The 21,334-nt window shown below is 64.6% G+C and carries 18 protein-coding genes and 1 riboswitch; of the genes, 13 read left to right on the forward strand and 5 right to left on the reverse strand.

Annotated features, from left to right (window positions below; all coding sequences use genetic code 11):
• The first annotated feature begins 101 nt into the window (after positions 1-101).
• Positions 102-208, forward strand: a riboswitch (TPP riboswitch).
• 154 nt (positions 209-362) lie between these two features.
• Together thiC and cytX are read left to right on the forward strand one after the other, a co-directional pair.
• Complete coding sequence (gene thiC / locus CAG00_RS03770) at positions 363-2,243, forward strand: phosphomethylpyrimidine synthase ThiC (protein WP_025340847.1); 1,881 nt, start codon at positions 363-365, stop codon at positions 2,241-2,243.
• A gap of 173 nt (positions 2,244-2,416) precedes the next feature.
• Positions 2,417-3,700, forward strand: a complete 1,284-nt coding sequence (gene cytX / locus CAG00_RS03775; protein ID WP_085663533.1) for a putative hydroxymethylpyrimidine transporter CytX — start codon at positions 2,417-2,419, stop codon at positions 3,698-3,700.
• Here cytX and CAG00_RS03780 read toward each other — a convergent pair.
• Entirely contained in the window at positions 3,669-4,415 is a 747-nt protein-coding gene (locus CAG00_RS03780; protein ID WP_025340845.1) for an RsiV family protein, read from the reverse strand. The genes cytX and CAG00_RS03780 overlap by 32 nt on opposite strands.
• A gap of 185 nt (positions 4,416-4,600) precedes the next feature.
• Between CAG00_RS03780 and CAG00_RS03785 the strand changes: the two genes are divergently transcribed.
• From CAG00_RS03785 to CAG00_RS03825, 9 genes are all read left to right on the forward strand, one after another.
• Positions 4,601-5,218, forward strand: a complete 618-nt coding sequence (locus CAG00_RS03785) for an NUDIX domain-containing protein (protein ID WP_015272022.1) — start codon at positions 4,601-4,603, stop codon at positions 5,216-5,218.
• Positions 5,209-5,661, forward strand: a complete 453-nt coding sequence (locus tag CAG00_RS03790; RefSeq protein ID WP_016501905.1) for a DUF1249 domain-containing protein — start codon at positions 5,209-5,211, stop codon at positions 5,659-5,661. Before CAG00_RS03785 ends, CAG00_RS03790 begins: the two co-directional genes overlap by 10 nt.
• Positions 5,662-5,746: 85 nt before the next feature.
• On the forward strand, positions 5,747-6,547 hold the full coding sequence (gene cpdA, locus CAG00_RS03795) for a 3',5'-cyclic-AMP phosphodiesterase (RefSeq protein WP_085663534.1): 801 nt from the start codon (positions 5,747-5,749) through the stop codon (positions 6,545-6,547).
• A gap of 275 nt (positions 6,548-6,822) precedes the next feature.
• Positions 6,823-7,431 carry a YqiA/YcfP family alpha/beta fold hydrolase gene (locus tag CAG00_RS03800; RefSeq protein WP_025340842.1) on the forward strand — a complete coding sequence of 203 codons (609 nt, stop codon included), beginning with the start codon at positions 6,823-6,825 and terminating at the stop codon, positions 7,429-7,431.
• Between the two features lie 35 nt (positions 7,432-7,466).
• Positions 7,467-9,371 (forward strand): DNA topoisomerase IV subunit B, encoded by a 1,905-nt coding sequence (gene parE / locus CAG00_RS03805; RefSeq protein ID WP_015272020.1) that lies wholly within the window; start codon positions 7,467-7,469, stop codon positions 9,369-9,371.
• The gene (locus CAG00_RS03810; protein ID WP_025340841.1) at positions 9,368-10,354 is read left to right on the forward strand and encodes an esterase-like activity of phytase family protein; all 987 of its coding nucleotides are present in this window, start codon (positions 9,368-9,370) and stop codon (positions 10,352-10,354) included. Before parE ends, CAG00_RS03810 begins: the two co-directional genes overlap by 4 nt.
• On the forward strand, positions 10,351-10,869 hold the full coding sequence (locus CAG00_RS03815) for a TIGR02281 family clan AA aspartic protease (protein WP_085663629.1): 519 nt from the start codon (positions 10,351-10,353) through the stop codon (positions 10,867-10,869). The genes CAG00_RS03810 and CAG00_RS03815 overlap by 4 nt, the downstream gene beginning before the upstream one ends.
• Positions 10,870-10,879: 10 nt before the next feature.
• Positions 10,880-13,138: a DNA topoisomerase IV subunit A gene (parC, locus tag CAG00_RS03820; protein WP_085663535.1), complete on the forward strand. Its 2,259-nt coding sequence runs from the start codon at positions 10,880-10,882 to the stop codon at positions 13,136-13,138.
• A gap of 172 nt (positions 13,139-13,310) precedes the next feature.
• Positions 13,311-14,021, forward strand: coding sequence for a membrane integrity-associated transporter subunit PqiC (locus tag CAG00_RS03825; protein ID WP_025340838.1), 711 nt, complete (start codon positions 13,311-13,313; stop codon positions 14,019-14,021).
• A 100-nt stretch (positions 14,022-14,121) separates the two neighbouring features.
• On the opposite strand, the gene CAG00_RS03830 is transcribed toward CAG00_RS03825, so the two are convergent.
• Positions 14,122-15,579, reverse strand: a complete 1,458-nt coding sequence (locus CAG00_RS03830) for an AhpA/YtjB family protein (protein WP_085663536.1) — start codon at positions 15,577-15,579, stop codon at positions 14,122-14,124.
• A gap of 135 nt (positions 15,580-15,714) precedes the next feature.
• Between CAG00_RS03830 and serB the strand changes: the two genes are divergently transcribed.
• The gene (gene serB / locus CAG00_RS03835) at positions 15,715-16,929 is read left to right on the forward strand and encodes a phosphoserine phosphatase SerB (RefSeq protein ID WP_025340836.1); all 1,215 of its coding nucleotides are present in this window, start codon (positions 15,715-15,717) and stop codon (positions 16,927-16,929) included.
• Between the two features lie 158 nt (positions 16,930-17,087).
• Here serB and asd read toward each other — a convergent pair whose 3' ends face one another.
• The 3 genes from asd to CAG00_RS03850 are packed head-to-tail and all read right to left on the reverse strand — an operon-like array spanning position 17,088 to position 20,350.
• Positions 17,088-17,951 (reverse strand): archaetidylserine decarboxylase, encoded by an 864-nt coding sequence (gene asd, locus CAG00_RS28990; RefSeq protein WP_085587903.1) that lies wholly within the window; start codon positions 17,949-17,951, stop codon positions 17,088-17,090.
• 9 nt (positions 17,952-17,960) lie between these two features.
• Positions 17,961-18,770 (reverse strand): rhodanese-like domain-containing protein, encoded by an 810-nt coding sequence (locus CAG00_RS28995; protein WP_085663537.1) that lies wholly within the window; start codon positions 18,768-18,770, stop codon positions 17,961-17,963.
• A gap of 44 nt (positions 18,771-18,814) precedes the next feature.
• Entirely contained in the window at positions 18,815-20,350 is a 1,536-nt protein-coding gene (locus CAG00_RS03850) for an HDOD domain-containing protein (RefSeq protein WP_085663538.1), read from the reverse strand.
• 130 nt (positions 20,351-20,480) lie between these two features.
• Between CAG00_RS03850 and motA the strand changes: the two genes are divergently transcribed.
• Complete coding sequence (gene motA, locus CAG00_RS03855; protein ID WP_015272014.1) at positions 20,481-21,332, forward strand: flagellar motor stator protein MotA; 852 nt, start codon at positions 20,481-20,483, stop codon at positions 21,330-21,332.
• The last annotated feature ends 2 nt before the right edge of the window (positions 21,333-21,334 follow it).

Genomic DNA, 21,334 nt, shown 5'->3' on the forward strand with positions numbered 1-21,334 from the left:
GTGTAGTGCCATGCGCACCCGGCAACAATCGCTCGGGGTGCCTTTCATCATCCGCGCATTTACCTGCTTGGCTTTGCCGACCACTCCAGTCTAGACTGCGCATGTTCTTGTCGGGGTGCCTTGAAGCAAAGGCTGAGATCGCAAAGTTGCGGATCCCGTTGAACCTGATCAGGTTAGCGCCTGCGTAGGGAACAAGATTGCTCGCCTTCCCGGGGAGCCTCTTGTGCCAGGTCCGGGAATGTCGCAGCTGCATGCAGCTTCAGGCACCCCCATATCCGGCACTGCACCCATCAAGGGTGCGTCCGCGCCTTTCAGGTTCACCCCGACATTCCACTGCTAGGAAGCCGTCTGGAGAGCCTGTGATGACCAAACAAGAAAAAGCGATCAACCTCAGCGAATCGGCACAAGTCGATCAGCAGTCCGTGCAACCGTTCCCGCGTTCGCGCAAGGTGTATGTCGAAGGCTCGCGCCCGGACATCCGCGTGCCCATGCGTGAAATCAGCCTGGACGACACCCCGACCGATTTCGGTGGCGAGTCCAATGCCCCGGTGCTGGTCTACGATACTTCCGGCCCGTACACCGACCCCAACGTTGTCATCGACGTGCGCAAGGGCCTGGCCGACGTGCGTTCGGCGTGGATCGAGGCACGCGGTGACACCGAGCGCCTGGCCGGCCTGAGCTCCGACTTCGGCCAGCAGCGCCTGAACGATGCCGAACTGGCCAAGCTGCGTTTCGCCCACGTGCGCAACCCGCGCCGTGCCAAGGCGGGCGCCAACGTCTCGCAGATGCACTATGCCCGCCAGGGCATCATCACCGCCGAGATGGAATACGTGGCCATCCGCGAAAACATGAAGCTGCAAGAGGCACGCGCCGCCGGCCTGCTCGACGAGCAGCACGCCGGCCACAGCTTCGGGGCCAACATTCCGAAAGAAATCACCCCCGAGTTCGTTCGCCAGGAAATCGCTCGTGGCCGCGCGATCATCCCGGCCAACATCAACCACCCGGAAGTGGAGCCGATGATCATCGGCCGCAACTTCCTGGTGAAGATCAACGGCAACATCGGCAACAGCGCCTTGGGTTCCTCGATCGAGGAAGAAGTGGCCAAGCTGACCTGGGGCATCCGCTGGGGTTCGGACACGGTCATGGACCTGTCCACCGGCAAGCACATTCACGAAACCCGTGAGTGGATCATCCGCAACTCGCCGGTGCCGATTGGTACCGTGCCGATCTACCAGGCCCTGGAAAAGGTCAACGGCGTGGCCGAAGACCTGACCTGGGAGCTGTTCCGCGACACCCTGATCGAGCAGGCCGAGCAGGGCGTGGACTACTTCACCATCCACGCTGGTGTGCTGCTGCGCTATGTGCCGCTGACCGCCAAGCGCGTCACCGGCATCGTCAGCCGTGGTGGCTCGATCATGGCCAAGTGGTGCCTGGCGCACCACAAGGAAAACTTCCTGTACACCCACTTCGACGAAATCTGCGAAATCATGAAGGCCTACGACGTCAGCTTCTCGCTGGGCGACGGCCTGCGCCCCGGCTCGATTGCCGACGCCAACGATGCCGCGCAGTTCGGTGAGCTGGAAACCCTTGGCGAGCTGACCAAGATCGCCTGGAAGCACGACGTGCAGTGCATGATCGAAGGCCCCGGCCACGTGCCGATGCAGCTGATCAAGGAGAACATGGACAAGCAGCTGGAGTGCTGCGACGAGGCGCCGTTCTACACCCTCGGCCCGCTGACCACCGATATCGCTCCTGGCTACGACCACATCACCTCGGGCATTGGTGCGGCGATGATCGGCTGGTTCGGTTGCGCGATGCTCTGCTACGTCACGCCCAAGGAGCACCTGGGCCTGCCGAACAAGGATGACGTGAAGACCGGCATCATCACCTACAAGATCGCCGCTCATGCCGCCGACCTTGCCAAGGGCCACCCGGGTGCGCAGATTCGTGACAACGCCTTGTCCAAGGCACGCTTCGAGTTCCGTTGGGAAGACCAGTTCAACCTCGGCCTGGACCCGGACACTGCCCGTGCCTACCACGACGAAACCCTGCCGAAGGAATCGGCCAAGGTCGCGCACTTCTGCTCGATGTGCGGGCCGAAGTTCTGCTCGATGAAGATCACCCAGGAAGTGCGCGAATACGCCGCCAAGATCGAAACCGTGGATGTGACGGTCGAGCAAGGCATGCGTGAGCAGGCCGAGCGGTTCCGCCAGGAAGGCAGCCAGCTGTATCACAAAGTCTAAGTCGCAGCGCTGCCCTCTGTAGGAGCGGCCTTGTGTCGCGATGGGCCGCGAAGCGGCCCCGGCAATTTCAGCCGCGAAGCTGAAAGCCTGGGGCCGCTTTGCGGCCCTTTCGCGATACAAGGCCGCTCCTACAGCGACCGCGTCCAATCCAATACCTTGCCGAGTGTCAAAGCATGACCACCCCCAGCCAATTCTCCCCCGACCACCCGGTCCCCACCGCCCAGCGCATCTTCGGCGCCCGCGACCTGTTCTCGCTATGGTTCTCCCTCGGCATCGGCCTGATGGTGCTGCAGGTCGGCGCCATGCTGGCCCCTGGCCTGGGCCTTGCCGGCGCGGTGCTGGCTATCGCCCTGGGCACCGGTGTGGGTGTGCTGCTGCTGGGGGCTGCCGGTGTCATCGGCAGCGATACCGGCCTGTCGGCCATGGGCACGCTGAAACTGAGCCTGGGTGGCCATGGCGCGCGTTTGCCGGCGCTGCTCAACCTGCTGCAACTGGTGGGCTGGGGCGCGTTCGAGATCATCGTCATGCGCGATGCCGCCAGCCTGCTGGGCGCGCGGGCGTTCGGCGAAGCCAGCGCCTGGAACAACCCTGTGCTCTGGACCCTGTGCTTCGGCGCCCTGGCCACCCTGCTCGCAGTCGGTGGGCCGCTGGCGTTCGTGCGCAAGGTGCTGCGCACCTGGGGCATCTGGCTGCTGCTGGGCGCTTGCCTGTGGCTGACCTGGAACCTGTTCGCCAAGGCCGACCTGGCGGCACTGTGGGAACGTGCCGGTGACGGTTCGATGTCGCTGGCCGTGGGCTTCGACATCGCCATCGCCATGCCGCTGTCGTGGTTGCCGCTGATCGCCGACTACTCGCGTTTTGCCCGTAACGGCAAACATGTATTCGGCGGTACGGTGCTGGGCTACTTCATCGGCAACACCTGGCTGATGAGCCTGGGTGTGGGCTACACCTTGGCCTTCGCCGGCAGTGGCGAAGCCAACGCCCTGCTGCTGGCCCTGGCGGGCGCCGGCATGGGCATTCCACTGCTGCTGATTCTGCTGGACGAGTCGGAAAAGGCTTTTGCCGACATTCACTCGGCAGCCGTTTCCACCGGCGTGCTGGTGCGCCTGAAGGTCGAGCACCTGGCGCTGGCCATTGGCGTGCTGTGCACGCTGATCGCCTTGCTGGCGCCACTGGCACAGTACGAGAACTTCCTGCTGCTGATCGGCTCGGTGTTTGCACCGCTGTTCGGTGTAGTATTGATGGACCATTACGTGATCCGTCGCCGTCGCTTGCCGGCACAGGTGCATGGCTTGCACTGGCAGGCACTGCTGGCCTGGGCGGTGGGCGTTGCTGCGTACCATCTGATCGCCGCGCAAGCGCCCGACCTGGGTGCGACCCTGCCAGCATTGCTGCTGGCAGGGCTACTGCACGGGCTGTTGAGCTTCAGCCGCGGCCGGGAAACAGCTCGGGCTTGAGCACGCCATTCAGGCGTGGGTACGGGATCTTCAACTCCACGTGGCCCATGGAGTAGGGCGCGATGGAATAGACCTCGTACTTGACCACCACCGCGCCGTACGTCAGGGCGACGTGCGGCGACTGCTTGAACGGCCAGGTCTTGATGAACTCGGCGTCCTTGTCCATGCCTACGCTGATCAGCCAGGCGCGGTGCGACTCCTCGACTGTTTTCCAGAAGGTGTCTTCCTGGCCAGGCACCAGCATGTCCTGCAGGGTCAGCACCTTGTCCAGCTTGCGCGAATAGTTGATGAAACCACGCCCGGGCATGCCATGGGCGCCGCCGCTGTCCAGGTAGCTGGACAGTTCGATGATCACCAGTCCGTCATGCTGCTCGCGTACCTTGGCCTGCAGGTAGCTGCTGTTGCGCTTGTCGGCACTGGCCAGGTACTGCTGCTCGTAGGCTTGCAGGCTGGTCGGTGCGTTGCCGCGCTGGTTGTCTTCGGTCAGTTGCAGCAGGCGTTTCTCGACGATGCCATCGAGCTTGGGCAAGGCCGGGAAGTGGATCATGTCGATGTTCACCAGTGGGCAGTCGCTTTCGCTGCAGCCGGGTTTGACATGCTCCCAGGCATCACGCTTGACCTCGAGCGGCGCCCGGTAGTTGGGCGTGAACAGGCTTTGGCAGGCACCCAGGGCCAGGGCCAGCACAGCCACGGAAGTCAGTTTGACAAGTGTCATGAGGATCCTTGCAGAACAGGGAAAAGTCGGCCTTTGACCGTCTGCGCGGCCTTCAGTTCGCCACTAAGCTAACAGAGAGAAGGCGCGCTGTCCCGAGTGCGCGAACGGTTGCCGGAAAGGGATGAAACCGGCAGGCGTGCAGAGTAGGATGGCGCGATGCGGTATTCGAGGTAATGAGGATTTCCATGTCAGACGCGTTGAACTCAGTGCCCAAGGGCTTCGAAATCATCGAGCGGGCCAACTGCTTCCAGGGCTTTTACAAGCTCGACAAGCTACGCCTGCGCCACGAGTTGTTTGCCGGGGGCATGGGCCGCGAGATCAGCCGCGAACTGTTTGTGCGCCATGATGCGGTGTGCGTGCTGCCGTACGACCCGTTGCGCGATGAAGTGGTGCTGATCGAGCAGTTCCGTGTCGGTGCACTGGACAAGGTCGACAACCCCTGGCTGATCGAGATGGTGGCCGGGCTGATCGACAAGGACGAGCAACCCGAGGAAGTCGCCCACCGCGAAGCCGAAGAAGAAGCCGGCCTGGCCTTCAGCGCCCTGTGGCCGATGACCCGTTACTTCCCGTCGCCCGGCGGCAGTGACGAATACGTTCACCTGTTCCTCGGCCGTTGCAGCAGTGAAGGGGCGGGCGGCCTGCATGGCCTGGAAGAAGAGGGCGAGGACATTCGCGTGCGCGTGTGGTCGTTCGAGGATGCCATGCAGGCGGTGCGCGACGGGCGCATCTGCAACGCGGCGACCATCATCGGCCTGCAATGGCTGGCGCTGAACCGTGACGAAGTACGAGGTATGTGGAAGTGAACCTGCTGCGCGAGCGTTATCGGGTCGACCTGGTCGGGCTGCAGGCAGCCTGCGAGGCCAACTACGCCCGGCTGATGCGCCTGTTGCCCGACATGCGCACCACCCAGAGCTCGCGCCGCATCGGCATGACCCAGGGCGACCAGATGCTCGGCGTGCTGGTGCTCGACGTGGTGCTGGCCTGCCCGTATACCACCACCCTGCACGTGCGCCAGGAGCACAGCCTGCCATGGTTGCCGGTGCCGCACCTGGAAGTGCAGGTGTACCACGATGCGCGCATGGCCGAAGTGGTCAGTGCCGAACACACCCGGCGCCTGCGCAGCATCTACCCGTATCCGAACGAGGCCATGCACCAGCCGGACGAAAAGGCCCAGCTCAACCTGTTCCTCGGTGAATGGCTGAGCCACTGCCTGGCTTGTGGTCACGAACTGGCGAGCGTTCGCTGAAGTGTGACGCAGGTCGTTCGTGGGTGTTTGCTAGCACCCGTTGTGCAGCCATAATTCGCGCTGAATCCGTTCGAGGAGACGGCCGTTGCCGCAGCCAGACCAATCGCGCCCCGTGCATGTGGTGCAACTGACCGATGCCCACCTGTTCGCCGACCCGGCCGGCAGCATGCTGGGCCTCAATACCCGTGACAGCCTGCGCCATGTAGTGGCCCAGGTGCGGCGGGAGCAACCGCTTGTCGACCTGCTGCTGTGCACTGGCGACCTGTCCCAGGACGCCAGCGTGGCGTCCTATGAAGCATTCCGTGAGCTGACCGCGCCATTTGCCGTACCCACCCGCTGGTTGCCTGGCAACCATGACGAGGCCCGAGTCATGGCGCAAGTGGCGCCGGAGCTGGTACAGGCGGTGACCGATATCGGTGCGTGGCGCATCGTCATGCTCAACACGGCCGTACCCGGGGCGACGCATGGGCTGTTGGAGGGTGATCAGCTGGCAGCGCTGGAAACGGCCTTGCGAGAGGCGGGTGAACGGCATTGCCTGGTGTGCTTCCACCATCAGCCGGTGGATATCGGCTGTGCCTGGATCGCGCCGATCGGCTTGCGCAATGCCCAGGCGCTGTTCGATATCGTCGAGGGTTATCCACAGGTGCGGGCGCTGCTGTGGGGGCATGTGCACCAGGAATGGGATGAAGTGCGCGACGGCCTGCGCCTGCTGGCCACTCCGTCGACCTGTATCCAGTTCGCGGCGCGTAGCGAGGATTTTCAAGTGAGCGAGGAGCAGCCTGGATACCGCTGGCTGCGCCTGCACGCCGACGGGCGGTTGGAGACCGGTGTGGAGCGGGCACTGGACTTCGAAGTGAAGCTCGACTTCGATAGCCCTGGCTATTGAGCTGCGGCTGCAGACGCGGTCAATTGTAGGAGCGGCCTTGTGTCGCGATGGGCCGCAGAGCGGCCCCGGCAATATTTGTGGCGCAGCTGAAACCCGGGAGCCGCTTCGCGACCCATCGCGACACAAGGCCGCTCCTACAGGGAACTGTGGTTGCGACTTCGGTGAAGAAATTGTTGCGAAACCCGTGACACTGCGTCAAAACCCGGCGAACGCGCTACACTGCGCGTCCCTGCGCCCATATCACCGGGCGCGAAGCCACAGATTCCGGGGGCAGCATGTCGGGTTCCATCCTCTATATCCATGGCTTCAACAGCTCGCCACTTTCGACCAAGGCGCGCCAACTCGAGGCCGTGATGCAGCAACTGGGCCTGTCGGCCCAATTGCGGGTGCCCGCCTTGCACCACCACCCACGGCAGGCCATCGCCCAGCTCGAAGCGGCCATCGCCGAGCTGGGCGCGCCACTGCTGGTGGGCAGTTCGCTCGGCGGCTACTATGCCACCTGTCTGGCCGAGCGCCACGGCCTCAAGGCCCTGCTGGTGAACCCGGCGGTAACACCGCACAAGCATTTCGACGGCTACCTGGGTACCCAGCACAATCACTACACCGGTGAAGCCTGGGAGCTGACCCACGATCACGTGCAGGCCCTGGCCGAGCTGGAAGTACCAGCCCCGGTGGACGCCAGCCGCTATCAAGTGTGGCTGCAGACCGCCGATGAAACCCTGGACTATCGCCACGCCGAGCGCTATTACCGTGCTTGTGCCCTGCGCATCCAGGCCGGTGGCGACCACAGCTTCCAGGGCTTCGCCGAGCGCCTGCCGGCACTGCTGGCCTTTGCCGGCATTGCCCGTGGGCAGTACGCAGCGCTCGATTTTTCTGTATTTTGACTTTTTTGCATTCACCAGACTGACGACGAGACCCTATGGCCACTCCCAGCGCTAGCGCCTATAACGCAGACGCCATCGAAGTCCTCTCGGGCCTTGACCCGGTCCGCAAGCGGCCGGGCATGTACACCGATACCAGCCGCCCCAACCACCTGGCCCAGGAAGTCATCGACAACAGTGTCGACGAAGCCCTGGCCGGTCACGCCCGTTCGGTGCAGGTCATCCTCCATGCCGACCACTCGCTGGAAGTCAGCGACGATGGCCGCGGCATGCCGGTGGACATCCACCCGGAAGAGGGCGTTTCCGGGGTCGAGCTGATCCTCACCAAACTGCACGCCGGCGGCAAGTTCTCCAACAAGAACTACCAGTTCTCCGGTGGCCTTCACGGCGTGGGCATCTCGGTAGTCAACGCCCTGTCGACCCAGGTGCGCGTGCGCGTCAAACGTGACGGCAACGAATACCAGATGACCTTCGCCGATGGCTTCAAGGCCAGCGAGCTGGAAGTGGTCGGCTCGGTCGGCAAGCGCAACACCGGTACCAGCGTGTACTTCAGCCCCGACCCCAAGTACTTCGATTCGCCGAAGTTCTCCATCAGCCGCCTCAAGCACGTGCTCAAGGCCAAGGCCGTGCTGTGCCCGGGCCTGTTGGTCAGCTTCGAGGACAAGGCCAGCGGCGAGAAGGTCGAATGGCACTACGAGGACGGCCTGCGCTCATACCTGGTGGACTCGGTAAACGAGTTCCAACGCCTGCCCGACGAGCCGTTCTGCGGCAGCCTGGCCGGTAACAAGGAGGCGGTGGACTGGGCCTTGCTGTGGCTGCCAGAAGGCGGCGACAGCATCCAGGAAAGCTACGTCAACCTGATCCCTACCGCCCAGGGCGGCACCCACGTCAACGGCCTGCGCCAGGGCCTGCTGGATGCCATGCGCGAGTTCTGCGAGTTCCGCAACCTGCTGCCGCGCGGCGTGAAGCTGGCGCCGGAAGACGTCTGGGAACGCATCACATTCGTGCTGTCGATGAAGATGCAGGACCCGCAGTTCTCCGGGCAGACCAAGGAGCGCCTGTCGTCGCGCGAGGCGGCGGCCTTCGTTTCCGGCGTGGTCAAGGATGCCTTCAGCCTGTGGCTCAACGCCCACCCCGAGTTGGGCATGCAACTGGCGGAGCTGGCCATCAGCAACGCCGGGCGCCGCCTGAAGGCCAGCAAGAAGGTCGAACGCAAACGCATCACCCAGGGCCCGGCACTCCCCGGCAAACTGGCCGATTGCGCCGGCCAGGATCCGATGCGCGCCGAACTGTTCCTGGTCGAGGGTGATTCGGCCGGTGGCTCGGCCAAGCAGGCACGCGACAAGGAATTCCAGGCGATCCTGCCGCTGCGTGGCAAGATCCTCAACACCTGGGAAGTGGACGGTGGCGAAGTCCTGGCCAGCCAGGAAGTGCACAACATCGCCGTGGCCATTGGCGTCGACCCGGGGGCCACTGACCTTGCGCAGCTGCGCTACGGCAAGATCTGCATCCTCGCCGACGCCGACTCCGACGGCCTGCACATCGCCACGCTGCTGTGCGCGCTGTTCGTCCAGCACTTCCGCGCGCTGGTCGAGGCCGGGCATGTGTACGTGGCCATGCCGCCGCTGTACCGCATCGACCTGGGCAAGGAAATCTACTACGCCCTCGACGAGGCCGAGCGCGACGGTATCCTCGATCGCCTGGTGGCCGAGAAGAAACGCGGCAAGCCACAGGTCACCCGCTTCAAGGGCCTGGGCGAGATGAACCCGCCACAGCTGCGCGAGACCACCATGGACCCGAACACCCGGCGCCTGGTGCAGCTGACCCTGGACGATGTGCAGGCCACCTGCGAGCTGATGGACAAGCTGCTGGCCAAGAAGCGCGCGGGTGACCGCAAGAGCTGGCTGGAAACCAAGGGCAACCTGGCCGAGGTCATGGTTTGATTCGGCGGCTTCTGGCTGCCTGCCTGGCGCTGGTTGCCCTGCCGAGCCTGGCGGGCAACTGGCCAGAGTTGAAGCTGAGCGCCGAGCACCCGATCGAAGGCATGCGCGGTGGCAACCTGTCTGGCCTGGTGGAATGCCGGGGCGGGCTGTGGGGCGTGTCCGACCGCGACGACGACCGTATCTACCGCTTCGACCAGCAAAACCCGACCTGGCGCGCGCAGCCGCTCACCTTCACCCCGCCAGCGGTGCCGGAAAGTGGCCTGCCGTGGGGCCTGAAGTCGCGCAACTGGGCGGCGTCGTATATTCGTGGTGGCGAGCTGGATTTCGAAGGTATCAGCTGTGACCAGGCGGGTAACCTGTACCTGGTCAGCGAGGCGCATGCCGCGGTGCTGCAACTGCCGCTGGAAGGCGAAGCGGACTGGTTGAAGATCGACCCGGCCATGGTTCGTCAGGCCCGGGCCAGCGGCATGCTGCTGAACTTCAACGCCTTGTTCGAAGGCCTGGCGATCAACCCGGCGGGTGACCGCCTGTGGCTGGCCGCCGAGCGCGAGCGGCGGGGCCTGGTGGCCATCGAGCGCCAGCAATCGGTGTGGACCTGTGGCCGCAGCTGCGTGCTGCTGAGCGAGGCTGGCGTCGAAATGCAGCCGGCGCAGATGCCCAATGCCCAGGCACTGTCGCGCGACTTCGCTGACCTTGCCTGGTTCGAAGGCAAGCTGTTCACCCTCGAACGCAACGCCTACCGGGTCTGTCGTCGGGATACCGACAGTGGCAAGGTCGAGCGCTGCTGGTCGTTCGCTGCCGATGCCCTGGTCGAGTCGCGCCGCTATCAACAGCCGTTCGGCCTGGCCGAGGCCCTGGTGATCGATGCCAAGGGCGCCTGGATCGGTGTGGACAACAACAACGGCGCCCGCGCCGATGGCGAGGCACGCCCGATCGTCTGGCGCTTCGATGCGCCGGAAGGCGGATGGAGCGCCAAGCCATGAGCCAGGCACCGGGCAAGCGGGCTGGCAAGGTATTGATGATCGTCGCCTGGGCGGCGGCGCTGTTCCTTGCCACGCGTTTCTTCGGCCAATGGGAAGACAGCCAGCGCAACCCCAATGCCCAGGTGCAGTCGTCGCATGGCGAAGGCTTTATCGAGGTGCGCCTGCTGGGCAACGGCCAGGGCCACTTCGTGATGGATGGCGCAATCAACGGCCAGGCGGTGCATTTCATGCTCGACACCGGTGCCACCGACGTGGCCATCCCCGAGGCGCTGGGCCGCGAGCTGGGCCTGGAGCGTGGCAGCCCGGTGCAGCTCAGTACCGCCAACGGCCGTACAGAAGGCTACCGCACGCGCCTGGCCAGCCTGCAACTGGGGGATATCCGCCTGCAGGACGTGCGCGCCATCGTGGTGCCGGGCCTGGATGGGCAGACCGTATTGCTGGGCATGAGTGCCCTGAAACAACTTGAATTTACCCAGCGCGGCGGCACCATGCTGCTGCGCCAGAACCTGAAATGACGAGGCCCGCATGAGCGACTCACTGGAACTCAGCCTGGACGGCGTGGAACGCCGCTCGCTGGCTGACTTCACCGAACAGGCCTACCTCAACTACTCCATGTACGTGATCATGGACCGCGCCCTGCCGCACATCGGCGATGGCCTGAAGCCGGTGCAGCGACGCATCGTCTACGCCATGAGCGAGTTGGGGCTCGATGCCGATGCCAAGCACAAGAAGTCGGCGCGTACCGTCGGTGACGTGCTCGGCAAGTTCCACCCCCATGGCGACTCGGCCTGCTACGAGGCCATGGTGCTGATGGCGCAGCCGTTCAGCTACCGCTATACCCTGGTCGACGGCCAGGGCAACTGGGGTGCGCCGGACGATCCGAAGTCGTTCGCCGCCATGCGTTATACCGAAGCGCGTCTTTCGCGCTACGCCGAAGTGCTGCTCAGCGAAGTCGGCCAGGGCACCGTGGACTGGGTGCCCAACTTCGACGGCACCCTCCAGGAGCCGGCCGTGCTACCGGCGCGCCTGCCCAACATCCTGCTCAACGGCACCACTGGTATCGCCGTGGGCATGGCCACCGACGTGCCACCGCACAACCTGCGTGAAGTGGCCACGGCCTGTGTGCGCCTGCTCGACGAGCCCAAGGCCACCATCGAGCAGCTGTGCGAGCACATCCAGGGGCCGGACTACCCGACCGAGGCCGAGATCGTCACGCCGCGGGCAGAAATCCTCAAGATGTACGAAAGCGGCCGCGGCTCCATCCGCATGCGCGCCGTGTACCGCGTCGAGGATGGCGACATCGTCGTCACCGCGCTGCCGCACCAGGTCTCCGGGGCCAAGGTGCTGGAGCAGATCGCAGCGCAGATGCAGGCCAAGAAGCTGCCGATGGTCGCCGACCTGCGTGACGAGTCGGACCACGAGAACCCGTGCCGCATCGTCATCATTCCGCGCTCCAACCGCGTGGATGCCGATGAACTGATGCAGCACCTGTTCGCCACCACCGACCTGGAAAGCAGCTACCGGGTCAACGTCAACATCATCGGCCTGGACGGCCGGCCACAGCTGAAGAACCTGCGAGCGCTGCTGCTGGAGTGGCTGGAGTTCCGTACCACTACCGTCCGTCGCCGGCTGCAGCACCGCCTGGACAAGGTGGAGAAGCGCCTGCACCTGTTGGAAGGTTTGCTGACCGCGTTCCTCAACCTGGATGAAGTTATCCACATCATCCGTACCGAGGACCAGCCCAAGCAAGCCCTGATCGCCCGTTTCGACCTGACCGAAATCCAGGCCGACTACATCCTCGAGACCCGCCTGCGGCAGCTGGCGCGCCTGGAAGAGATGAAGATCCGCGGCGAGCAGGATGAATTGCTGAAAGAGCAGGCCAAACTGCTCGCCCTGCTGGGCAGCGATGCCAAGCTGCGCAAACTGGTACGCAGCGAGCTGATCAAGGATGCCGAAACCTATGGCGACGACCGCCGCTCGCCGATCGTCGAGCGTGCCGAGGCCAAGGCGCTGTCGGAAAACGAACTGATGCCGACCGAGCCGGTCACCGTGGTGCTGTCGGAGAAGGGCTGGGTGCGCTGCGCCAAGGGCCACGACATCGATGCCACCGGCCTGTCGTACAAGGCCGGCGATGGCTTCAAGGCCGCCGCCGCCGGGCGCTCCAACCAGTTTGCCGTGCTCATCGACTCCACTGGCCGCAGCTACTCGCTGGCCGCCCACACCCTGCCGTCGGCGCGTGGTCAGGGCGAACCGCTGACCGGTCGCCTGACGCCACCACCGGGGGCCACCTTCGAGTGCGTGCTTTTGCCGGACGACGATGCGCTGTACGTGGTGGCTTCGGACGCCGGCTATGGCTTCGTGGTCAAGGGTGAAGACCTGCAGGCCAAGAACAAGGCCGGCAAGGGCCTGCTCAGCCTGCCCAACGGTGCCAAGGTCATGACCCCGCGCCCGGTGGCCAACCGCGAGCAGGACTGGCTGGCGGCGGTGACCACCGAAGGCCGTCTGCTGGTGTTCAAGGTCAGCGACCTGCCTCAGCTGGGCAAAGGCAAGGGCAACAAGATCATCGGGGTGCCGGGCGACCGGGTAGCCAGCCGTGAAGAATTTGTTACCGATCTGGCTGTGATTGCCGATGGCGCGACACTTGTATTGCAAGCCGGCAAGCGTACCCTATCTCTGAAAGCGGACGACCTGGAGCATTACAAGGGCGAGCGCGGACGGCGCGGCAGCAAGCTGCCACGCGGGTTCCAGCGGGTCGATGGGTTGCAGGTGGAAGTGCCGGCGTAACCGGTTGAAATGTCTGGAACGGCAATTTCAGCGTCGTTCCGGGCAGAAATGCTGGAGTCGGACGGTTATTTCGCGGATGATATGGCCCTTGCGGTGCCGGCGTGGCCGTGTGCCCGTTTGAATCTATGTGTATCACTGCGGTTGGCCTTTTGGCGACCGCCTGGATGGGATGATGAAATTTCTGCGCCTTCCATTTGCGCTGTTGATGACTGGCCTGCTGGGCCTTGGCGGGTGCACCATGCACCAGCCGGTTGCCCTGTACCAGCTCGACAGTGGTGATCCTGGCCAGCCTTCGCAGAGTGCGGGCATGGCCGTGGTGCTCGGCCCGGTATCGGTTGCCGATTACCTGCAACGTGAAACCTTCCTGCAACGTCAGGCCGATGGCAGCCTGAGTTCGGCGACCGACGGTCGTTGGGCCGGCAGCCTTTCGTCGGATATCGACCAGCTGCTGGTGCGCCAACTCGCCTGGCGCCTGGACAGCCAGCGCGTGGTGCTGGCCCCGGCGGCGACCGGTTTCAACCCGGATGTACAAGTACTGCTGTCGATTACTCGCCTGGACTCGGGCAAGGACCAGCCGGCCGTCCTGGATGCCCAGTGGCGCTTGTTGGACCGCCGTGGCCATGTGCGTGACAACCGCATCGTTCACCTCGAGCAGCCACACGCGGGCAGCGAGGCGTCGCAGGTACAGGCCCAGGGCCAGTTGCTGCAGAAGCTGGCCGAACAGCTGAGCACTGCGGTCAAGCCGCTGGCCAACCAGCCGGCGATTGCCGAAGAGTCGCCAAAAAAGCCGGCTGCTCCGGTGCAGGTGAAAAAGACGCCGGAGAAATCCAAGATCCCGATGGCTGCGCCGATTCGAACCGATATGGAAGTCTACCGGTTCTGATCCAACTGCCAGATACGAAAAAGCCCGCAACGATGCGGGCTTTTTCGTATCTGCAATTTTTGTACTGTCTGTGCTGGCCTCTTCGCGGGTAAACCCGGTATCAGACCCGGCGTTCGTGCATCCGCGCCAACTGCCGCTCCAGCATCGACGGGTACGGCTCCATCAGGCGCTCCACGCAGCAGGCGCCCTCGGGGCTGGCAATCGGGCGAATGCGGGCGCGCTGGCGAATCAGCGTGTCATCGCTGATCTGCCGCTCCACCAGCAACAGGTTGCGGCTGTGCTGCGACAGCGCCAGGGCGTCCTGGGCCTTTTCGGCCATCAGCAGGTCTACCAGCTCCAGCCCTTGCAGGTCGTTGCCCAGGGCCAGGCCCAGTTGCAGCTGCAGGGTAATGCCGCTGTCTGCCACCTCGATCTGCAGGGCATGGCCCAGGGCGCGCAACAGCTCGCCGCAGCAGATGGCATTGGTCAGGTAGTCCTCGCTGCAGTCGCGGCTGTGGAACAGCACCAAGGTGCTGCCGTCGTTGAGCGTGTGGGTTTCGCCGTCGTAGAGCGAGGCGGCGTGCTCCAGGCAATCGCGGTAGCGCTCGGTCAGCTCGGTCAGGCGCGTGCGCGGCAGGCGACGCAGCTGCTCCTGCGAACCCAGTTGCACGGCAAGCACGGCGCTGTACTGCGGCTCGTCGGATTCGACCACGGCGGCCTTGGGCGCGCTTTCGTCGTCCAGCAGGCCGGCGAAGGCTTCATCGTCATCCTCGTCCGCCTGGGCGGCCAGCTTGGCGCGCGGTGCGGGCTTGGCTGCCGGGGCGGCGTCGTGCAGGTCGTCGAACTGCTCGTCGTCCTCTTCTTCAGGCTCTGGCTCAGGTGGCGGCGGCGGGGCCAGGCGCGCGTGCAGCTGGCGGGCGATGTCGCCGATCTCGTCCTGGCGGTCGGTGGCCGGGGTATAGGGTTGCGGGTCGCGCAGCCACACCCGCAGCTGCAGCAGCGGCAGGGTGATGAAGCGGCCCTGGCGCAGGCTCAGGGTCAGTGCCAGTACCAGCAAGATGGCGGCAAGGATGCCCATGCTCTGCAGGCTGATCAGCATCGGCTGCTGGAACTGGCTCATGTCCAGGCTGATGCGCAGTTGCCCGGCGGTCACGTCCTGGAAGGTGATCTTGGTCTGGTACAGGCCTTCGGCCTCGCCCAGCAGGCTGTTGCGCGGGCGCTGGCCGGCCTCGGCGAGGATGCGGTTGTCCACGCTGTAGATCGCCGCATGGGCCACCAGCGGGTTTTTCACCAGGTTGCCGAGCAGCACGTTGAGGCTGAGGATGTCGTTGGCCACCAGCAGCTCGGTCGCCGAGGTGGCGGTCTGGGTGGTCAGGCTCTGGCCCAGGGCATCGGCCTGCTCGTGCATGGCCTGCTTGAACTGCAGGCCCATCACGCAGGCGTAGATCACCAACGCCAGCGCCACCAGGAAAATGTTGGTGCAGGCGATGCGCAGTGCCAGCGGCACGCGACGTTGACTCAGGGCGCGATAGATCATCAGGAAGAAGTTGTCTGCTTTGACGGGCGTGGGCCGGTTCACTGAGCTCGGCTCTTAATGGCATGAAAGTGTGGGGCAGTATAGCGAGCCGGGTTTTGTCGGCAAAGTATCGTTGGCGCCCGACGGTCACGGAAAATCGGTAGAATGCGCATTTTTCATCGAAGTCGGAGCCAGGTTGTGCGCGAAATCGTCCTGATCAACATCACCGGTGAGGACCGTCCCGGTCTCACTGCGGCTATCACCGGCGTCCTGCTGCAGGGCGGTGTGAGCATCCTCGACATTGGCCTGGCAGTCATGCACGGTACCTTGTCGTTCGGCATCCTGGTCGATATCCCGGACAACGAAGTGGCCACCTCCCTGCTGCAGAGCGTGCAGGCCAAGGCCCACGAACTGAACCTGCAGGCCCGCTACACGCCGATTTCCGAGGCGGACTACCAGCACTGGGCCGATGGCCACGGCGAGGCGCGCCACATCGTCACCTTGCTCAGCCGCAAGATCACCCCCGAGCAGCTGCAGCGGGTGAGTGCGGTGATCAGCCAGTACGGCCTGACCATCGAGCGCATCGAGCGCCTGTCGGCCCGTGTGGCGCTGGATGCCGAGACCGACAAGGGCAAGGCGGCCATCGAGATTTCCGTACGCGGCGTGCCGAGCGATGCCCAGGCGCTGCGTGCCGACTTCTTCGCCTTGGCTGAAGAGCTGAGCATCGACATCGCCTTCCAGAAGGACGACCTGTTCCGCCGCAACCGCCGCCTGGCGGTGTTCGACATGGACTCGACGCTGATCGAAGCCGAAGTCATCGACGAACTGGCCAAGGCCGCTGGCGTAGGTGAGCAGGTGGCCGCGATCACCGAGCGTGCCATGCGTGGCGAGCTGGACTTCCGCGCTAGCTTCAAGGAGCGCATGGCGCTGCTCAAGGGCCTGGATGTGGGCGTGCTGGACGAGATCGGTGCGTCGCTGCGCCTGACCGAGGGTGCCGAGAACCTGTTTGCCGAGCTCAAGCGCCTGGGTTACAAGACGGCGATCCTGTCCGGTGGCTTCACTTACTTTGCCCGCCAGGTGCAGGCGCGCCTGGGCATCGACTATGTGTTCGCCAACGAGCTGGAAGTGGTTGATGGCAAGGTTACCGGCGTGGCTGTGGAGCCGATCGTCGATGCCCAGCGCAAGGCAGAGCTGCTGCAGAAGCTGGCCAGCGAAGAAGGCTTGCAGCTGGAGCAGACCATTGCCGTGGGTGATGGTGCCAACGACCTGCCGATGCTGTCGCTGGCCGGCCTGGGCGTGGCGTTCCGCGCCAAGCCGCTGGTGCGCCAGTCGGCCAAGCAGGCGATTTCTACCCTGGGGCTGGATGGGGTGTTGTATCTGCTGGGCCTGCGGGACCGCGACGCGCGCGGCTGATTTGCAAGTTTGGGGCTGCTTCGCAGCCCTTCGCGGGCACGCCCGCTCCCACAGAGAGAGCCGCGCTTACCCTGTGGGAGCGGGCGTGCCCGCGAAGGGCCGCACAGCGGCCCCAATAAAAAGGCCCTGCAGTGCAGGGCCTTTTCATACTGCTCGAATCAAGCCTGCACAGGCACCGCCAACTGCTGGCCCATGCGCACCGCGGAACCAGCACCCAGGTTCTCCGCCCACTTCACCTGCTCCGGCCCGAACAGCACGATAGCAGTCGACCCCAGCTTGAAACGGCCCAGTTCGGCGCCTTTCTCCAGGTGGATCGGCGCGCGGCTGGCTTCGTCGTAGCGGAAGGTCTTCAGTTCACGCTTGGGTGGCGTCACCAGCCCGGCCCACACAGTTTCGATCGAAGCGACGATCATCGCGCCAACCAGCACCACGGCCATCGGCCCGCGCTCGGTATCGAACAGGCAGACCACGCGCTCGTTGCGGGCGAACAGCTCGGGGACGTTCTCTGCGGTGGTCTGGTTGACCGAGAACAGGCGGCCCGGCACGTAGACCATTTCACGCAGGGTACCGGCCAGCGGCATGTGCACGCGGTGGTAATCCTTGGGCGACAGGTAGATGGTGGCGAACTCGCCGCCCATGAACGGCGCGGCCATGGCCGGGTCACCGCCCAGCAGCTCCTGCGCGCTGAAACCGTGGCCCTTGGCCTGGAAGATGCGGCCGTGCTCGATCGGGCCAAGCTGGCTGACGGCACCGTCGGCCGGGCACAGGATGGCGCCCGGGGTCTCGTCCAGCGGGCGGGCACCCGGCTTCAGGGCGCGGGTGAAGAATGCATTGAAGTGCTCGTAGGCGCTCAGGTCCTCGACCAGCGCTTCGCTCATGTTGACCTGGTAACGCTTGGCGAACCAGGCGGTGAAGGCGTTCTTGAACCAGCGCACGCGGCACTCGGCGATGCAGCCGGCCAGCCGCGACAGCAGGTGGTGCGGCAGCAGGTACTGGCTGATGATGAACAAACGGGATTTCATGCAGGTTCCTTAGACTTCTACAGGCGTGTCCGGGTGGTTGCCCCATTCGCTCCACGAGCCGGCGTAGGCCTTGACGCGCGGGTAGCCGAGGGCCTTGGCCACCAGGTAGGTGAAACCGGAGCGGCGGTGGGTCTGGCAGTGGGTGATCACTTCCTTGTCGGGGGTGATACCCAGCTTCTGCAGGACTTCGGCGATGTCCTGGCGGATGCGCAGGTGGTCGTTGAGGTCCATGCCGGCGGTCCACTCGAAGTTGATCGCGCCGGGGATGTGGCCGCCCTTGGCTGCCAGCACTTTCTCGCCGCTGAATTCCTGCGGGCCACGGGCGTCCCAGATGACCAGGTCGTCGGCGCCCAGGCGGCTTTGCAGGTACTCGCGGGTAGCGGTGGGCGAACTGTCGATGCGCAGGCGCACCGGCGTGTTGCCGCTGGCGGGCACTTCTGTGGAGAGCTTGTCGGCGGGCCAGGCCTGGATGCCGCCATTGAGGTAGTGGTAACGCTTGTGGCCGATCACGTCGAGCAGCCAGATGAAGCGCCCGGCCCAGCCGCCGCCCTCATCGTCATACACCACATACACGGCATCGTCGCGGTGGCCGAGTTCGCTGAACAGTTTTTCCAGCTCGCCCAGGGCCGGCAGCAGGCCGGGCGCGGGGGGCTGGCCGAGCTGGGTACGCTTGCCTTCGACAAAGCGTGCGCCGGGGATATGCCCGCTGACATAGCGGTTGGCGCTGCTCAGGTCGACCAGGATCAGCTGTGGCGAATCCAGGCGCGGCAGCAGGTCCGCGGCTTCGATCACCAGGGGCAGGCCGGAAAAGTCAGTCATCCACGGTCTCCAGTGTGGAAAGAGGGGCGATTGTAGCGCAAGGCTCAGGCCTTGCGGTTGGCAAACACCGACAGCGCCCGTTCGGTGCACTGTGCGGTCTTGCCGAAGGCTTGCACGCTGATATCGGCCAGCGGCCGGCAGCCCTGGTCAGCCACCATCAGCATCAGCACCTGGTCCGCCACCGCCAGCGAGCGCAGCAGCACGTGCTCGCTGCGGAACAAGGCACGCAGCGGGGCCGGCAGCAGGGCCGAGAACTGGCTGTGGTTTTCCGGGGTGATACGCAATTGCCCGGCCTTGGCCAGCAGCTTTTGCAGCAGTTTGTTCTGCGCCACCGGCAGCACCAGCGCCCCGGCTTCCTTGGGCAGGCCGGCCATCTGCTGCACGCGCAGCTCGTCTTTGGCCTTGTCCAGGCTCAGCAGCAGGATCCGCTGCATGCCAGAGGCCAGAAGGGCCTCGATAACCTGCGTGGCCAGGTGCACGCTGTTGGTGAACGGGCTGGGCTGGGCCAGAAGGTCCTGGCACAGCTTGCGCCAGCGCGCCAGTTCGTCGCTGGTGGGCGGTGGCGGAGCCAGCATGTCTGGGTGCGGGCGGCGCTGGTGCCAGGGCCAGATCAGCGCTTCGGCCGGGTGGAACAGGGCATGCTGGGCATGGCGGCGGGCGCTGGCCGCAGCCTGCTGGTGCACCTGCTGCTGCACGTCTTCCAGCGAGGTCTGCAGGTACAGTGCGGTCAACAGCTGCCAGCGCAGCAGGTGTGGGTTGTCCCAGCCCACCTGTGCCGCCAGGGCCAGGTTGTTGGCCAGCAGCACGGTGTTGGCCGGCTGGTTGAACCAGCGGCGCAGGCCAGGCTCGGCGTCCAGACGGTGTTGCTGGCTGAGCAGGTCCGGGTCGCGGGCGATACTGAGCACTTGAGCCAGTTGTTCGCGTTCTTCCAGCAACAGGCGGTAACCCTGGGTCACCCATTGTGGCAGGCGCCAGTACTCCGCCATGGTCTGGCAAAGCTCCATGATGCGCACGCCAAACAGTTCTTCCTCGACATGGGCGGCGTCTTCGCCCTTGTGGATAACCCGCAGCTCCCAGGTATCGAGCAGCTTGGGGTAGGCCAGCGCCAGCGGCCAGAGTGGCGACAGGAACAACAGGCTGCCCCAGTGGATTTCCTGCCACAGCCGTGCCAGGCGGCTGGCGAACAGGCCGCTGGCCTGCTGCGAGGCGTGCTGGCTGATCAGCTGGAACTGGCACAGTACCGGCGGGATCTCTTCGACGGGCACAGCTGGCAGGCGTTTGAGCAGCTGTTCGCTGCGCTCCAGGCCCAGGCGGTTGAGGGCGACTTCCAGGCTTTCGGCGGGCTCTGCCAGGCTGGCATTGGTGGGGTGATTGGCTTCGCGCATCACCGACAGCACCAGTGCCGGGCTATCCTGCATCAGTTCGGCGATATCGCGCAGCGAGCGGCGGCTATCGTGGATGGCGGCCATGACCCGGTCGTAGCTGTGCTTCGGCACGGGGATGCGAACACTCTCGAGCAGCTTTACCCAGGCCTCTAGCGTACGTGGAGCCTGAGCGGGCACCTTGGTTTCAATTGGCATTTTGACATCAGTCCGAACTGGCTTTTCGCATTGAGTGGCTATAGTCTGGCGCAGTTCTGCCGATAAGTAGAAGAAGAGTTTTAAAGCTCCCGTCTCTTCCCCTGACCACGACAGCAAGTGCTTTGAACCTATGGCTAAAATTATCGGCATCATCGTCGTATTCGCGAGCGTGCTCGGCGGATACGTGCTTTCCCACGGCAAGATCGCGGCGCTGATCCAGCCGTTCGAAGTACTGATCATCGGCGGTGCGGCCTTTGGTGCATTCCTGCAGGCCAACCCTGGCCACATGACCATGCACGTCATCAAGAAGTCGATGAAGATGTTCGGCTCGCGCTTCACTCATGCCTTCTACCTGGAAGTGCTGGGCCTGGTGTACGAGATCCTCAACAAGAGCCGGCGCGAAGGCATGATGGCCATCGAGGCCGATATCGAGGATGCCGCCGCCAGCCCGATCTTCGCCAAGTACCCGACGGTGCTGGCCGATGAACGCATGACCGCGTTCGTCTGCGACTACCTGCGCATCATGTCCACCGGCAACATGGCCCCGCACGAGCTCGAGGGCCTGTTCGACATGGAACTGCTGAGCATGAAGGAAGAACTGGAGCACCCGTCCCATGCGGTGACCGGCATCGCCGACGGCATGCCCGGCTTCGGTATCGTTGCGGCGGTACTGGGTATCGTGGTGACCATGGCCTCGCTCGGCGACGGTGACCAGGCCTCCATCGGCCTCCATGTGGGTGCGGCACTGGTGGGTACCTTCTTCGGTATTCTGGCGGCCTACGGCTTCTTCGGCCCATTGGCCAAGTGCCTGGAGCACGATGCCAAGGAAGAGCTGAACCTCTACGAATCGATCAAGGCTTCGCTGGTGGCCTCGGCCTCGGGCATGCCGCCTTCGCTGGCGGTCGAGTTCGGGCGCAAGGTGCTGTACCCCAAGCACCGCCCAAGCTTCGCCGAACTGGAACAAGCGGTTCGCGGTCGCTGAGT

It is taken from the genome of Pseudomonas sp. B5(2017), from assembly GCF_002112825.1.
Classification (GTDB): Bacteria; Pseudomonadota; Gammaproteobacteria; order Pseudomonadales; family Pseudomonadaceae; genus Aquipseudomonas; species Aquipseudomonas putida_Z.

Coding starts and splice junctions, on each gene's coding strand:
- thiC (WP_025340847.1), top strand. CDS start 363: ATGACCAAACAAGAAAAAGCGATCAACCTCAGCGAATCGGCACAAGTC.
- cytX (WP_085663533.1), top strand. CDS start 2,417: ATGACCACCCCCAGCCAATTCTCCCCCGACCACCCGGTCCCCACCGCC.
- CAG00_RS03780 (WP_025340845.1), bottom strand. CDS start 4,415: ATGACACTTGTCAAACTGACTTCCGTGGCTGTGCTGGCCCTGGCCCTG.
- CAG00_RS03785 (WP_015272022.1), top strand. CDS start 4,601: ATGTCAGACGCGTTGAACTCAGTGCCCAAGGGCTTCGAAATCATCGAG.
- CAG00_RS03800 (WP_025340842.1), top strand. CDS start 6,823: ATGTCGGGTTCCATCCTCTATATCCATGGCTTCAACAGCTCGCCACTT.
- parE (WP_015272020.1), top strand. CDS start 7,467: ATGGCCACTCCCAGCGCTAGCGCCTATAACGCAGACGCCATCGAAGTC.
- CAG00_RS03815 (WP_085663629.1), top strand. CDS start 10,351: ATGAGCCAGGCACCGGGCAAGCGGGCTGGCAAGGTATTGATGATCGTC.
- parC (WP_085663535.1), top strand. CDS start 10,880: ATGAGCGACTCACTGGAACTCAGCCTGGACGGCGTGGAACGCCGCTCG.
- CAG00_RS03825 (WP_025340838.1), top strand. CDS start 13,311: ATGAAATTTCTGCGCCTTCCATTTGCGCTGTTGATGACTGGCCTGCTG.
- asd (WP_085587903.1), bottom strand. CDS start 17,951: ATGAAATCCCGTTTGTTCATCATCAGCCAGTACCTGCTGCCGCACCAC.
- CAG00_RS28995 (WP_085663537.1), bottom strand. CDS start 18,770: ATGACTGACTTTTCCGGCCTGCCCCTGGTGATCGAAGCCGCGGACCTG.
- CAG00_RS03850 (WP_085663538.1), bottom strand. CDS start 20,350: ATGCCAATTGAAACCAAGGTGCCCGCTCAGGCTCCACGTACGCTAGAG.
- motA (WP_015272014.1), top strand. CDS start 20,481: ATGGCTAAAATTATCGGCATCATCGTCGTATTCGCGAGCGTGCTCGGC.